This is a genomic window from Bacillus cabrialesii (assembly GCF_004124315.2).
Lineage (GTDB): Bacteria > Bacillota > Bacilli > Bacillales > Bacillaceae > Bacillus > Bacillus cabrialesii.
On record NZ_CP096889.1, the window covers coordinates 545,632 to 558,516 of the forward strand.

At 43.2% G+C, this 12,885-nt stretch carries 16 protein-coding genes, 7 tRNA genes and 1 pseudogene; 23 read left to right on the top strand and 1 reads right to left on the bottom strand.

Annotation, left to right across the window (positions count from 1 at the left end; all coding sequences use genetic code 11):
- Positions 1-31: 31 nt before the first annotated feature.
- The 12 genes from alr to EFK13_RS02845 all read left to right on the top strand — a co-directional run bounded on the left by alr (position 32) and on the right by EFK13_RS02845 (position 9,214).
- Positions 32-1,201 (top strand): alanine racemase, encoded by a 1,170-nt coding sequence (gene alr, locus EFK13_RS02790; protein WP_129506738.1) that lies wholly within the window; start codon positions 32-34, stop codon positions 1,199-1,201.
- Positions 1,202-1,316: 115 nt separating this feature from the next.
- Positions 1,317-1,598, top strand: a complete 282-nt coding sequence (gene endB, locus EFK13_RS02795) for a type II toxin-antitoxin system antitoxin EndoAI (RefSeq protein WP_003225183.1) — start codon at positions 1,317-1,319, stop codon at positions 1,596-1,598.
- A 4-nt stretch (positions 1,599-1,602) separates the two neighbouring features.
- A complete protein-coding gene (gene ndoA, locus EFK13_RS02800; protein WP_003156187.1) occupies positions 1,603-1,953 on the top strand; it encodes a type II toxin-antitoxin system endoribonuclease NdoA in 351 nt (116 codons plus the stop codon).
- Positions 1,954-2,068: 115 nt separating this feature from the next.
- Positions 2,069-2,893 (top strand): RsbT co-antagonist protein RsbRA, encoded by an 825-nt coding sequence (rsbRA, locus tag EFK13_RS02805; RefSeq protein WP_129506636.1) that lies wholly within the window; start codon positions 2,069-2,071, stop codon positions 2,891-2,893.
- Positions 2,894-2,897: 4 nt separating this feature from the next.
- Positions 2,898-3,263, top strand: coding sequence for an RsbT antagonist protein RsbS (rsbS, locus tag EFK13_RS02810; protein WP_003225190.1), 366 nt, complete (start codon positions 2,898-2,900; stop codon positions 3,261-3,263).
- Positions 3,264-3,266: 3 nt separating this feature from the next.
- The gene (rsbT, locus tag EFK13_RS02815) at positions 3,267-3,668 is read left to right on the top strand and encodes a serine/threonine-protein kinase RsbT (protein WP_014112733.1); all 402 of its coding nucleotides are present in this window, start codon (positions 3,267-3,269) and stop codon (positions 3,666-3,668) included.
- An 11-nt stretch (positions 3,669-3,679) separates the two neighbouring features.
- Positions 3,680-4,687 carry a phosphoserine phosphatase RsbU gene (rsbU, locus tag EFK13_RS02820; protein ID WP_129506635.1) on the top strand — a complete coding sequence of 336 codons (1,008 nt, stop codon included), beginning with the start codon at positions 3,680-3,682 and terminating at the stop codon, positions 4,685-4,687.
- A gap of 61 nt (positions 4,688-4,748) precedes the next feature.
- Positions 4,749-5,078, top strand: a complete 330-nt coding sequence (gene rsbV / locus EFK13_RS02825) for an anti-sigma factor antagonist RsbV (protein ID WP_129506634.1) — start codon at positions 4,749-4,751, stop codon at positions 5,076-5,078.
- On the top strand, positions 5,075-5,557 hold the full coding sequence (gene rsbW, locus EFK13_RS02830) for an anti-sigma B factor RsbW (RefSeq protein ID WP_003234299.1): 483 nt from the start codon (positions 5,075-5,077) through the stop codon (positions 5,555-5,557). The genes rsbV and rsbW overlap by 4 nt, the downstream gene beginning before the upstream one ends.
- Positions 5,523-6,311: an RNA polymerase sigma factor SigB gene (gene sigB / locus EFK13_RS02835; protein WP_003225200.1), complete on the top strand. Its 789-nt coding sequence runs from the start codon at positions 5,523-5,525 to the stop codon at positions 6,309-6,311. Before rsbW ends, sigB begins: the two co-directional genes overlap by 35 nt.
- The gene (gene rsbX / locus EFK13_RS02840; protein WP_129506633.1) at positions 6,311-6,910 is read left to right on the top strand and encodes a phosphoserine phosphatase RsbX; all 600 of its coding nucleotides are present in this window, start codon (positions 6,311-6,313) and stop codon (positions 6,908-6,910) included. Before sigB ends, rsbX begins: the two co-directional genes overlap by 1 nt.
- A 144-nt stretch (positions 6,911-7,054) precedes the next feature.
- The gene (locus EFK13_RS02845; protein ID WP_129506632.1) at positions 7,055-9,214 is read left to right on the top strand and encodes a Tex family protein; all 2,160 of its coding nucleotides are present in this window, start codon (positions 7,055-7,057) and stop codon (positions 9,212-9,214) included.
- 9 nt (positions 9,215-9,223) lie between these two features.
- Here EFK13_RS02845 and cmpA read toward each other — a convergent pair whose 3' ends face one another.
- Positions 9,224-9,337 carry a cortex morphogenetic protein CmpA gene (cmpA, locus tag EFK13_RS02850; protein ID WP_003225207.1) on the bottom strand — a complete coding sequence of 38 codons (114 nt, stop codon included), beginning with the start codon at positions 9,335-9,337 and terminating at the stop codon, positions 9,224-9,226.
- A 103-nt stretch (positions 9,338-9,440) separates the two neighbouring features.
- On the opposite strand from cmpA, the gene EFK13_RS02855 reads away from it, so the two are divergent.
- The 11 genes and pseudogenes from EFK13_RS02855 to EFK13_RS02905 all read left to right on the top strand — a co-directional run bounded on the left by EFK13_RS02855 (position 9,441) and on the right by EFK13_RS02905 (position 12,388).
- Positions 9,441-9,893, top strand: a complete 453-nt coding sequence (locus tag EFK13_RS02855) for a SprT family protein (RefSeq protein ID WP_129506631.1) — start codon at positions 9,441-9,443, stop codon at positions 9,891-9,893.
- Positions 9,894-10,015: 122 nt separating this feature from the next.
- A tRNA-Asn gene (locus EFK13_RS02860) sits at positions 10,016-10,090 on the top strand.
- Between the two features lie 4 nt (positions 10,091-10,094).
- A tRNA-Ser gene (locus tag EFK13_RS02865) sits at positions 10,095-10,185 on the top strand.
- A 29-nt stretch (positions 10,186-10,214) separates the two neighbouring features.
- Positions 10,215-10,286, top strand: a tRNA-Glu gene (locus tag EFK13_RS02870).
- 12 nt (positions 10,287-10,298) lie between these two features.
- Positions 10,299-10,373: transfer RNA gene (locus EFK13_RS02875), tRNA-Gln, on the top strand.
- A gap of 26 nt (positions 10,374-10,399) precedes the next feature.
- Positions 10,400-10,475 (top strand) — tRNA-Lys (locus EFK13_RS02880).
- A gap of 11 nt (positions 10,476-10,486) precedes the next feature.
- Positions 10,487-10,568: transfer RNA gene (locus EFK13_RS02885), tRNA-Leu, on the top strand.
- A gap of 79 nt (positions 10,569-10,647) precedes the next feature.
- Positions 10,648-10,731, top strand: a tRNA-Leu gene (locus tag EFK13_RS02890).
- Between the two features lie 156 nt (positions 10,732-10,887).
- Positions 10,888-11,695: pseudogene (locus tag EFK13_RS02895) on the top strand (response regulator aspartate phosphatase); the annotation flags it as partial.
- Entirely contained in the window at positions 11,652-11,771 is a 120-nt protein-coding gene (locus EFK13_RS02900) for a phosphatase (RefSeq protein WP_082248664.1), read from the top strand. The pseudogene EFK13_RS02895 and the gene EFK13_RS02900, both read left to right, overlap by 44 nt.
- 92 nt (positions 11,772-11,863) lie before the next feature.
- Positions 11,864-12,388, top strand: coding sequence for an NAD(P)H-dependent oxidoreductase (locus tag EFK13_RS02905; RefSeq protein ID WP_129506630.1), 525 nt, complete (start codon positions 11,864-11,866; stop codon positions 12,386-12,388).
- The last annotated feature ends 497 nt before the right edge of the window (positions 12,389-12,885 follow it).

Here is a 12,885-nt window from a genome sequence, read left to right on the forward strand (position 1 = left end):
TGATATTGAATAAAAGCTAGGAAGTGTCATGATGAGCACAATACCTTTTTACAGAGATACGTGGGCGGAAATCGACTTGTCCGCGATAAAAGAAAATGTCGGCAATATGAAAAAACACATCGGCGAACATGTCCACCTGATGGCAGTTGTAAAAGCAAACGCCTATGGGCATGGCGACGCAGAAACAGCACAGGCGGCTCTTGACGCAGGTGCTTCATGCTTGGCGGTGGCTATTCTGGATGAAGCAATTTCCCTGCGCAAGAAGGGATTGAAGGCGCCAATATTGGTGCTCGGTGCGGTTCCCCCGCAGTATGCTTCAATCGCGGCGGAATATGACGTGACATTAACAGGCTATTCTGTTGAATGGCTTCAGGAAGCAGCCCGCCACACGAAAGAAGGTTCTCTTCAGTTTCATTTGAAGGTCGATTCGGGCATGAACAGGCTTGGCGTAAAAACGGAAGAAGAAGTTCAGAACGTGCTGGCGATTCTTGATCGCAACCCCCGATTAAAGTGCAAAGGGGTATTTACCCACTTTGCGACAGCGGATGAAAAAGAAAGAGGCTATTTCTTCATGCAGTTTGAGCGCTTTAAAGAACTGATTGCTCCGCTGCCGCTAAAGAAAATGATGGTGCATTGCGCAAACAGCGCTGCCGGTCTTCGTTTGAAAAAAGGCTTTTTCAACGCGGTGAGATTCGGCATCGGCATGTACGGCCTCCGTCCGTCAGCCGAGATTGCGGACGAGATACCGTTTCAGCTGCGTCCGGCATTTACCCTGCATTCGACACTGTCTCATGTTAAATTGATCAAAAAAGGCGAGAGCGTCAGCTACGGAGCGGAATACACAGCTGAAAAAGACACATGGATCGGGACGGTGCCTGTCGGCTATGCGGATGGCTGGCTTCGAACATTGAAAGGAACCGAGATTCTTGTGAAGGGAAAACGGCTGAAAATCGCCGGCCGCATCTGTATGGACCAATTTATGGTGGAGCTGGATCAGGAATATCCGCCAGGCACAAAAGTTACATTAATAGGCCGGCAGGGCGATGAATATATTTCCATGGATGAGATTGCAGGCAGGCTCGGTACCATCAACTACGAGGTGTCTTGTACAATAAGTTCCCGTGTTCCCCGTATGTTTTTGGAAAATGGGAGTATAATGGAAGTAAGAAATCCTTTATTGCAGGAAAATGCAAGCAAATAGCTCATCTCAATGGAGAATTCATAAAACAGCTTTGCTTGAAGAGTGAATAATGGTATCATTATCACTGGATGGATAAAAGAGTCGTATCCGTAAGTTTGGTGGAGGTGTATGTTTTTTGTCTGAATCCAGCGCAAGAACCGAAATGAAAATCAGCTTGCCCGAAAACCTAGTAGCTGAATTGGATGGTGTAGCGATGCGGGAGAAACGAAGCAGAAACGAACTGATATCACAAGCAGTGAGAGCGTATGTCAGCGAACGAACAACTCGTCACAACCGTGATTTGATGAGACGCGGCTATATGGAAATGGCGAAAATCAACTTGAATATTTCTTCTGAAGCTCACTTTGCGGAGTGCGAGGCTGAAACGACAGTTGAGCGCTTAGTCAGCGGAGGATAATCATTTGATTGTGAAACGCGGCGATGTTTATTTTGCTGATTTATCTCCTGTTGTTGGCTCAGAGCAAGGCGGGGTGCGCCCGGTTTTAGTGATCCAAAATGACATCGGAAATCGCTTCAGCCCAACTGCTATTGTTGCAGCCATAACAGCACAAATACAGAAAGCGAAATTACCAACCCACGTCGAAATCGATGCAAAACGCTACGGTTTTGAAAGAGATTCCGTTATTTTGCTGGAGCAAATTCGGACGATTGACAAGCAAAGGTTAACGGATAAGATTACTCATCTGGATGATGAAATGATGGATAAGGTTGATGAAGCCTTACAAATCAGTTTGGCACTCATTGATTTTTAGACATATGTGCAGGTTGCTCAAATAGAGCAACTTTTTTTGTTTTCAAAAAACATTAACGATATAATAATGAAATAACGAAAAAATATGTTGCTTTTTATCGGGGAGGTAAGCGAATTTGATGTCGAATCAGACTGTATACCAGTTCATTGCCGAGAATCAAAATGAACTGCTCCAACTGTGGACTGACACACTAAAAGAATTAAGCGAGCAAGAATCATATCAGCTGACTGACCAAGTGTATGAAAATATATCTAAAGAATATATCGACATTCTTCTTTTATCTGTTAAGGATGACACCGCTGCTCAGGACCAAATCAGCGAACTGGCGCTAAAAGCCGTCCAAATCGGACTTTCTTTGAAGTTTCTGGCTACGGCGCTAGCTGAATTCTGGAAGCGTCTCTACACGAAAATGAACGGTAAGAGATTGCCAGATCAAGAGAGTACGGAACTAATCTGGCAGATTGACCGCTTTTTCAGCCCGATTAATACAGAAATCTTTAACCAATATTCAATCTCATGGGAAAAAACAGTAACCCTGCAAAAAATCGCTCTGCAGGAGCTATCTGCGCCGCTCATCCCGGTGTTTGAAAATATCACCGTGATGCCGCTGGTCGGAACAATTGATACCGAACGCGCAAAACGAATTATGGAAAATCTGCTTAATGGCGTCGTCAAACACCGGTCCCAAGTCGTTTTGATCGATATTACGGGCGTGCCGGTCGTCGATACGATGGTTGCCCATCATATTATTCAAGCGTCTGAAGCGGTAAGGCTTGTCGGAGCAAAATGCCTGCTGGCCGGAATCCGTCCGGAAATTGCTCAGACCATCGTCAACCTCGGCATTGATTTATCCCAAGTTATAACTAAGAATACCCTGCAAAAAGGAATTCAAACGGCTTTGGAAATGACAGATCGAAAAATTGTTTCATTGGGGGAATAACATTTTGAGACATCCGAAAATCCCGATCTTGAAACTGTATAATTGCTTATTAGTGTCCATTCAATGGGAACTTGATGACCAAACCGCATTAACCTTTCAAGAAGACTTATTAAATAAAATATACGAAACAGGCGCTAACGGGGTTGTCATTGACCTGACATCTGTGGACATGATTGATTCCTTTATCGCTAAAGTGCTGGGCGACGTGATCACGATGTCTAAACTAATGGGCGCAAAAGTGGTCTTGACGGGAATTCAGCCTGCTGTAGCAGTGACACTGATTGAACTCGGAATCGCACTTGAGGAAATCGAAACTGCGCTCGACTTAGAGCAAGGCCTTGAGACATTGAAGCGGGAATTGGGGGAATAGCGAATGAACGACCAATCCTGTGTAAAAATCATGACAGAATGGGATATTGTGGCCGCCAGACAGCTGGGGCGAAACGTTGCAAAAGAACTGGGTTTCGGCACTGTAGACCAGGCTAGAATTACAACGGCTATTTCAGAATTAGCCAGGAACATTTATTTATATGCCGGTAAAGGCCAGATTGGAATTGAACAGGTCTCTGACAGAGGAAAAAAGGGCCTGAAAATCATAGCGGAAGACCAAGGACCGGGAATTCCCGATATCCGCAAAGTCATGGAAGACGGATTTTCAACGTCTGGCGGACTCGGAGCGGGACTTCCCGGCGTGAAAAGGCTGATGGATGAATTCAGTTTAAATTCCGTAGCGGGGGAAGGAACAGAGATACAAGCCATTAAATGGCTTCGGTAGGAGGTAAGAAAGTGGATTTTAGGGAGGTTATTGAGCAGCGATATCATCAGCTGCTTAGCCGATATATAGCCGAATTAACAGAAACATCTTTATATCAAGCCCAAAAATTCAGCCGAAAAACAATCGAGCATCAAATTCCTCCGGAAGAAATCATCAGCATTCACCGAAAAGTGCTGAAGGAGCTGTATCCGAGTCTCCCGGAAGATGTTTTTCATTCGCTGGATTTTTTAATAGAAGTCATGATTGGATATGGAATGGCTTATCAGGAGCATCAAACCCTCAGGGGGATACAGCAGGAAATCAAATCAGAAATTGAAATCGCGGCAAATGTCCAGCAGACGCTGCTCGGGACAAAGATTCCGCAGGAAGAAGCGCTGGATATCGGCGCCATCAGTGTGCCTGCTAAGCAGATGAGCGGTGATTACTACCACTTTGTCAAAGACAAGGAATCCATTAATATCGCGATCGCGGATGTGATCGGAAAAGGCATTCCGGCGGCTCTTTGCATGTCCATGATTAAATACGCGATGGACTCTTTGCCGGAAACGGGCATACACCCTTCACAGGTGCTGAAAAACTTAAACCGGGTTGTTGAACAAAACGTTGATGCCAGTATGTTTATTACCATGTTTTATGCAAATTACAATATGGTCAATCATCAATTTACATATGCTTCAGCGGGACATGAACCGGGATTCTATTATTCTCAAAAAGACAACACGTTTTACGATTTAGAGGCCAAAGGACTCGTTCTCGGCATCTCGCAAGATTATGACTACAAACAATTCGATCAGCATCTCGAAACGGGCGATATGATTGTTTTATTTTCTGACGGCGTCACAGAATGCAGAACGGAAAACGGTTTCTTGGAGCGTCCTGATTTGCAGAAGCTCATTGAGGAACATATGTGTTCCTCAGCGCAGGAAATGGTCAAAAATATTTATGACAGCCTCCTCAAATTGCAGGACTTTCAGCTTCATGATGATTTTACGTTAATTGTTTTGCGAAGAAAGGTTTAACATCAGCCAGCCGGGGGTATAAGACAATTAGTGATTTGAAGGATAATTTGAGGTGATACGAATGAATATAAATGTTGATGTGAAGCAAAACGAGAATGATATACAAGTAAACATTGCAGGAGAAATCGATGTGTATTCAGCTCCGGTGCTCAGAGAGAAGCTCGTTCCTCTGGCAGAAAAAGGCGCTGATTTAAGAATTTGCCTGAAAGATGTCAGCTACATGGACAGTACCGGACTCGGCGTTTTTGTAGGCATCTTTAAAACGGTTAAAAAACAAGGCGGTTCGCTGAAGCTTGAAAATCTTTCTGACAGGCTGATCCGTCTGTTTGACATTACAGGCCTGAAGGACATCATTGATATTTCTGCAAAGTCAGAAGGTGGAGTGCAATGAAGAATAACGCTGATTACATCGAAATGAAAGTGCCGGCCCAGCCTGAATATGTAGGAATTATAAGGCTGACGCTGTCAGGCGTCGCGAGCAGAATGGGCTATACGTACGATGAAATTGAAGATCTGAAAATCGCAGTTAGTGAAGCGTGTACAAATGCGGTTCAGCACGCTTACAAAGAAGATAAAAATGGGGAAGTGTCAATACGATTCGGTGTGTTCGAAGACCGGTTAGAGGTCATTGTGGCGGATGAAGGAGACAGCTTTGATTTCGATCAAAAGCAGCAGGATCTAGGGCCGTACACACCTTCGCACACAGTTGATCAATTATCAGAAGGAGGGCTCGGTCTATATTTAATGGAAACGCTCATGGATGAAGTCAGAGTGCAAAACCACTCCGGCGTCACCGTAGCGATGACAAAGTATTTAAATGGGGAGCGAGTTGATCATGACACAACCATCAAAAACTACGAAACTAACTAAAGATGAAGTCGATCGGCTCATAAGCGATTACCAAACAAATCAAGATGAACAGGCGCAGGAAACGCTTGTGCGGGTGTATACAAACCTGGTTGATATGCTTGCGAAAAAATATTCAAAAGGCAAAAGCTTTCACGAGGACCTCCGCCAGGTCGGCATGATCGGGCTGCTCGGCGCGATTAAGCGATACGATCCCGTCGTCGGCAAATCGTTTGAAGCTTTTGCGATTCCGACAATCATCGGTGAAATTAAACGTTTCCTCAGAGATAAAACGTGGAGCGTTCATGTGCCGAGACGGATAAAAGAACTGGGCCCAAGAATCAAAATGGCGGTTGATCAGCTGACGACTGAAACACAAAGGTCGCCGAAAGTAGAAGAGATTGCCGAATTCCTCGATGTTTCAGAAGAAGAGGTTCTTGAGACGATGGAAATGGGCAAAAGCTATCAGGCCCTATCCGTTGACCACAGTATTGAAGCGGATGCGGATGGAAGCACCGTTACGATTCTTGATATCGTCGGATCACAGGAGGACGGATATGAGCGGGTTAACCAGCAAATGATGCTGCAAAGCGTGCTTCATGTCCTTTCAGACCGTGAAAAACAAATCATAGACCTTACGTATATCCAAAACAAAAGCCAAAAAGAAACTGGGGACATTCTCGGTATATCTCAAATGCACGTCTCGCGTCTGCAGCGCAAAGCTGTGAAGAAGCTCAGAGAGGCCTTGATTGAAGATCCCTCGATGGAGTTAATGTAATGATCCAGGTTGAAGAAAACGAGCATATTCAAACTCTTGTATACCAACTGAATAAAGAAGGAAAATCGATTTGCGGCGACAGCTTTTTTATGAAAGCTGATGATAAGGAGCTAGTTTGTGCGGTAGCTGACGGACTTGGAAGCGGGTCGCTTGCCAACGAATCTTCTGCAGCCATTAAAGACTTAGTGGAAAACTATGCGAATGAAGACGTAGAAAGCATTATCGAACGCTGTAATCAGGCGATGAAAAACAAAAGAGGCGCTACAGCGTCTATCCTGAAAATCAATTTTGAACAACGGCAGTTTACGTACTGCTCTGTCGGAAACGTACGATTTATTCTGCATTCCCCGTCTGGTGAAAGCTTTTATCCTCTGCCGATTTCAGGCTATTTATCAGGCAAGCCGCAAAAATACAAAACGCACACCGCCACTTATGAAAAGGGTTCAAAGTTCATCATACATACAGATGGACTCAACGTACCCGATATCCGCTCCCATTTGAAAAAAGGCCAATCGGTAGAAGACATATCGAATTCGCTGAAAATGTATACGACATCGAGAAAAGATGATCTGACCTATATTCTTGGACAGCTGTCCTAAGAGATCAGAAAAAAGAAGCCGAAACGCCGGCTTCTTTTTTGATTGGAGCAAAGAAACCGGCAGCACCAGCTGTCTTTTTTTATGAGTTTTTTTCGGTTTTTGATACACTAGAGAAAGAACGACAATATTGGAGGCTTTGGTTACATGGAAACGTCAGCCCTTTTAAAACAGCAAATTGCGAAAGAAATAGGTTTGTCACAAAAACATGTTGAAAGTGTCATCCGCCTGCTGGAGGACGGCAACACAGTCCCATTTATCGCCCGGTACCGAAAAGAGCAGACGGGTTCAATGGATGAGGTTCAGATTCAGACGATTTCTGAACGCTGGCAATACATACAAAACCTGAATCAGCGAAAAGAAGAAGTCATCAGGCTCATTGCAGAGCAGGATAAACTAACAGATGATTTAAAACGAAAAATTGAGCAATCGGTGAAGCTTCAGGAAGTGGAAGACCTTTACCGCCCGTATAAACAAAAACGCAAAACAAAGGCGACAGTCGCGAAAAGCAAAGGCCTCGAGCCGCTTGCCGACTATATTCTGACACTCCCGCAAGATAACCGTCTGGCAGCAACCGCAGACCAATACATCAGCGAAGAAAAAGAAGTGTTCACACGGGAAGAAGCGATTGAAGGCGCCAAGCACATTATTGCGGAACAAATCTCAGACGAACCGAATTTCAGAAAGTGGATTCGCCAGGAAACCTTCAAAAAAGGAACCATTAAGTCTGCAGCCGGAAAGTCGGCAGACACCGATGAGAAAAATGTGTATGAAATGTATTATGAGTATGAAGAGCCAATCGCAAAAGTCGTACCGCACAGGGTGCTGGCGATGAACCGCGGCGAAAAAGAAGACATTTTAAAGGTGTCTATCGAACCGCCAGCGGATCACATTAAGGCGTATTTAGAAAAGCAAATCATCAAAAACCGCTCAACGTCTGTAAAAGAAATTTTGCAGGAGACCATTGAAGACAGCTATAAAAGGCTGATTCAGCCGGCAATCGAGCGTGAAATCAGAAAAGAGCTGTCAGAAAAAGCGGATGAACAAGCGATTCATATTTTCTCTGAAAACTTGAGAAAGCTTCTGCTTCAGCCGCCGATGAAAGGCAAAACCGTTCTCGGTGTTGACCCAGCCTTCCGAACAGGCTGTAAGCTCGCTGTGTCAGATGAAACCGGAAAAGTTTTGGAGATTGATGTCATCTATCCGCATGCGCCAGTCAACAAAACAAAAGAAGCCCATGAAAAAGTGAAAAAGATTCTTGAGCAGCATCAAGTCGAGATGGTGGCGATCGGAAACGGCACGGCATCCAGAGAAACAGAGCAATTCATCGTCAATGTACTGAAGGACATGCCGCGCAAAATTTATTATGTGATCGTCAATGAAGCGGGAGCAAGTGTATATTCGGCTTCTGAGCTTGCCAGAGAAGAATTCCCTGAGCTTCAGGTTGAAGAGCGCAGTGCCGTATCTATTGCGAGAAGACTTCAAGACCCGCTCGCTGAACTCGTGAAAATTGATCCGAAATCTGTGGGTGTCGGGCAGTACCAGCATGACGTCAGCCAAAAACGCTTAAATGAATCTCTGCGGTTTGTTGTCGAAACCGTCGTGAACCAAGTAGGCGTAAACGTCAACACAGCATCCGCCGCGCTGCTTCAATATGTAGCTGGATTATCAAAGTCTGTCGCAGGCAACGTTGTCAAAAAACGCGAGGAAATCGGAAAGTTTTCAAATCGAAAAGAACTGAAGGACATCCCGAGACTCGGTGCGAAAACCTATGAGCAATGCATCGGTTTCTTAAGAGTGCAGGAAGGGACAGAGCCTTTGGACAGAACAGGCATCCACCCGGAAAGCTATAAAGAAACAAAAGCACTATTGAAAAAGCTCGGCCTTTCAACAGAACAAATCGGCACGGCGGAATTGAAGGATAAAATCAATCAGCTGGCGCTTTCTGAAACGGCAAAAGAGCTGGGAATCGGCGAAATCACTTTGAAAGATATTTGTGAACAGCTGACAAGGCCGGAACGCGATCCGCGTGATGAGGTGCCTAAACCTTTACTGAAAACAGACGTCCTTCAGCTAGAAGATTTGAAAGAGGGAATGGAACTGCAGGGCACCGTGCGCAACGTAGTGGACTTCGGAGCGTTTGTTGATATCGGAGTCAAACAAGACGGACTTGTGCATATCTCAAAACTCAGCAATCAATTCGTCAAGCATCCCCTTGATGTCGTATCCGTCGGCGATATTGTGACGGTTTGGGTTGATGGCGTAGATGTACAAAAAGGCAGAGTATCGCTGTCTATGGTAAAATAAAGGCACTGCTTACGAGCAGTGTTTTTTTCTATAGAAATACCAGCATTGATTCAGCAGTTTAATTTGGTAATTATCTTTTTCAAGGAATGCTTTTTGCATCTGTTTTTTAAGCCAATTTGGCATGGGCTCATTCCTCCTCAGCTTTTATCATAAGAGGGACAGTGATTACCATATTGTATGCGAACGGTGAATTGTCCCGTTCAATGTTTTTTAAGTGAGGTGCACCATGGATAACAAAGAGCTTCAAAAACTGACAGAGAATATTTCTGAAACGTATTTTAAAAAGCCGTTCCGCCATCAGGCGCTTTTTAATGACAGGCTTAAAACCACGGGCGGAAGGTACCTGTTAACCTCCCATAACATTGAACTGAACAGAAAATATTTGATTGAACACGGCAGAGAGGAACTGATCGGCATCATCAAGCACGAGCTTTGCCATTATCATCTTCACCTTGAAGGAAAAGGGTACAAGCACAGAGACAGAGATTTTCGAGTGCTGCTGCAGCAGGTTAACGCGCCGAGGTTCTGTACACCCCTTAAGAAAAAAACAGAAGCCAAAAAAACTTATACGTATATCTGCACGGCCTGCGGCCAACAGTATATAAAGAAGCGTGCCATGAACCCTGACAGATACAGGTGCGGAAAATGCCGCGGAAAAATAAAAAGAATTTTTTCGTGAAAAAGGTTGACGAATATGGCAAGCCTATGTTACATTATAAAAGTCGTCACGAGAGATAAATAAAAACATTTACCTCTTGACGCTGAAAATCAAGGCTGATATAATAAGTCTTGTCTCATTATTCCACAGTAGCTCAGTGGTAGAGCTATCGGCTGTTAACCGATCGGTCGCAGGTTCGAATCCTGCCTGTGGAGCCATATTGGAGAAGTACTCAAGTGGCTGAAGAGGCGCCCCTGCTAAGGGTGTAGGTCGCGTAAGCGGCGCGAGGGTTCAAATCCCTCCTTCTCCGCCATAAGAATTCGATATAAGTTCTCAACCATCGGCCCGTTGGTCAAGCGGTTAAGACACCGCCCTTTCACGGCGGTAACACGGGTTCGAATCCCGTACGGGTCATTCCATTTTCGTTGGGCTATAGCCAAGCGGTAAGGCAACGGACTTTGACTCCGTCATGCGTTGGTTCGAATCCAGCTAGCCCAGCCATTTTTATTTTTGAAATTGAATAGCAAGAGCCATTAGCTCAGTTGGTAGAGCATCTGACTTTTAATCAGAGGGTCGAAGGTTCGAGTCCTTCATGGCTCACCATTTGTCTTTTTGCGGGTGTGGCGGAATTGGCAGACGCGCTAGACTTAGGATCTAGTGTCTTACGACGTGGGGGTTCGAGTCCCTTCACCCGCACTTTATTTACAAAGTGCACGCAAATGGGTTTTACTAGGTTAAGAGCCTAATAAACCAGCACAAACAATTTAATGATCACGCGGTCGTGGCGGAATGGCAGACGCGCTAGGTTGAGGGCCTAGTGGGTGAATAACCCGTGGAGGTTCAAGTCCTCTCGGCCGCATCAATGATACCAAGGGTTGTAGATCCTTGGTATTTTTTGTGCTTAATTTTAAATGATCTACTGCCAACTTATTTGAGTAAGTCATCAACATTAGATACCGGATAAACATTTTAGCCATTTATTAGTAGTGACTAATACCTCAAACTCCAAGTTGCAAAAGTAGAGAAAGAATTGCTAAACATGGAAGAAAACCAAGATGCCTTGTTAAATTATCAGCTATTAGAATTTAGACACGAGATAATGCTGAGTTATATGAAATCTAAGGAAATGGAAGATCTCCATAATGCTTATGCCATGTTGGAATACTATTTTTACTTTTTTAATCACTCAAAATATTTAGAGAGTATGCTGTCCAGACTGTGCGTTGTAAATTTATTGTAGCAGGAAACCCTGATCGATTCTTTAGAATATGAAAGAGCCTTGGAACAATTTTTAAACTCTTTGGAAATTGCCAAGGTAAGTAACATAGAGCATTTAATTGCAATGTCACACATGAATATTGGGATTTGTTAGGATGAATTGAAAGAATTCTTCACAACATTCAATTTTAGTGTTAGAAATTTCAGAAAAATCAAAACGTTGTTTCCTAACAAAGACTCTATTCACTTTAACCTACGTTGAAGCAAAACAACAAAATTATGATGTTGCTTTAATATACTTTAGGAAAGGGCGATTAATTGCAGATAAAAGTGATGATAAGGAATACTGGGCGAAATTAAAATATTAGAGGGACTATTTTTTTCTGATGGTGAGACTCGATTAATAAAGAATGCATTTTCTTATCTAACTTCGAGAAATGTTGAAAATTTTTCGATTGAAGTCGCTGATTATTTTCATGAACAAGGAAATTTAATGCTCTCTAATGAATATTATCGTATGAGTATTGAAGCAAGACGAAAAATTAAAAAAGGGGAGAATTGATGAAGATCAGCCGGATTCTATTGGCAGCAGTCATTTTAAGTAGTGTGTTTTCAATAACTTATTTGCAAAGTAATCATAGTACAGAAGTCAAAGTGGCTGCAGATAGGGTAGGGGCATAAGGGTACTAAAAACGCTTAATCTTTTTTAAAGTTGCTATTTTAAAATTAGAATCAATTCATTATCGTTCGGCGAAGAAAGGATAATCAGTCAAATGAAAACATTAGTTATCGTTATACACCCTAATTTGGAAACGTCTGTTGTCAACAAAACCTGGATGAATCGTTTAAAGCAAGAGAATGACATGACGGTTCATGACCTGTACGGTGAATACCCTAATTTTATCATTGATGTAGAAAAAGAGCAGCAGCTCCTGTTAGATCATGAGCGTATCGTTTTTCAGTTCCCAATGTATTGGTACAGCAGTCCCGCGTTACTCAAACAATGGGAAGATGATGTGTTAACACATGGCTGGGCTTTTGGAACTGGAGGAACTAAATTGCATGGAAAAGAACTACTCTTAGCGATCTCCTTAGGCGCACAGGAATCTGATTATCAAGCAGGCGGAGAATATAATATCACGATCAGCGAGCTTATCAGACCGTTTCAAGTCACTGCAAACTATATAGGAATGCGTTTTCTTCCTGCGTTTACACAATATGGGACACTTCACCTTTCAAAAGAAGATGTTAAGAACAGTGCGGAGAAATTGGTTGACTATCTTAAAGCTGAGCATTGATCCGGTATTCGCGAGGGAAGCTGAAACAAATTATGTGTTGTGAAAATAAGGGTTTGTGATAGATTTTAATCAAACTTTATTTCAAAGTTACATCGAATACTGATGCAGGGGGGCATAGAGCGAGGGCTTAAAATTAATTACAGCAGGGCAATGAGTACATATTTCTTGATGAAATGTTAGAGTTCCTTGGTCTCTAATAGGTGCCCAATTTGTGCCCAGAATTCATGAGAAATGATGAAAATAGATGTAAATAAAATAAATAGATGCTTAGAATAAAAGCTTTTGTAACCTATGATATGTCTTTACTAGGTTGAGGGACTCGATTTAAATGAAGATACCAAAACATATTGGTATCTTTTTTTGTTGTTGGAGTTATTAAATCTCCTTTAGGAGTTCATGACATGGCACCAAATTCATGTCATGGGAAAGAGATAGGCAATATACATCAGCCTATCTCCACGATTTTAAGAATAGTTTTTCAAACATTAAAATTAATT

Coding starts and splice junctions, on each gene's coding strand:
- rsbT (WP_014112733.1), top strand. CDS start 3,267: ATGAACGACCAATCCTGTGTAAAAATCATGACAGAATGGGATATTGTG.
- EFK13_RS02905 (WP_129506630.1), top strand. CDS start 11,864: ATGAAAACATTAGTTATCGTTATACACCCTAATTTGGAAACGTCTGTT.
- EFK13_RS02845 (WP_129506632.1), top strand. CDS start 7,055: ATGGAAACGTCAGCCCTTTTAAAACAGCAAATTGCGAAAGAAATAGGT.
- sigB (WP_003225200.1), top strand. CDS start 5,523: ATGACACAACCATCAAAAACTACGAAACTAACTAAAGATGAAGTCGAT.
- rsbX (WP_129506633.1), top strand. CDS start 6,311: ATGATCCAGGTTGAAGAAAACGAGCATATTCAAACTCTTGTATACCAA.
- cmpA (WP_003225207.1), bottom strand. CDS start 9,337: ATGCCAAATTGGCTTAAAAAACAGATGCAAAAAGCATTCCTTGAAAAA.
- alr (WP_129506738.1), top strand. CDS start 32: ATGAGCACAATACCTTTTTACAGAGATACGTGGGCGGAAATCGACTTG.
- rsbV (WP_129506634.1), top strand. CDS start 4,749: ATGAATATAAATGTTGATGTGAAGCAAAACGAGAATGATATACAAGTA.
- rsbW (WP_003234299.1), top strand. CDS start 5,075: ATGAAGAATAACGCTGATTACATCGAAATGAAAGTGCCGGCCCAGCCT.
- EFK13_RS02900 (WP_082248664.1), top strand. CDS start 11,652: ATGAAGATCAGCCGGATTCTATTGGCAGCAGTCATTTTAAGTAGTGTG.
- EFK13_RS02855 (WP_129506631.1), top strand. CDS start 9,441: ATGGATAACAAAGAGCTTCAAAAACTGACAGAGAATATTTCTGAAACG.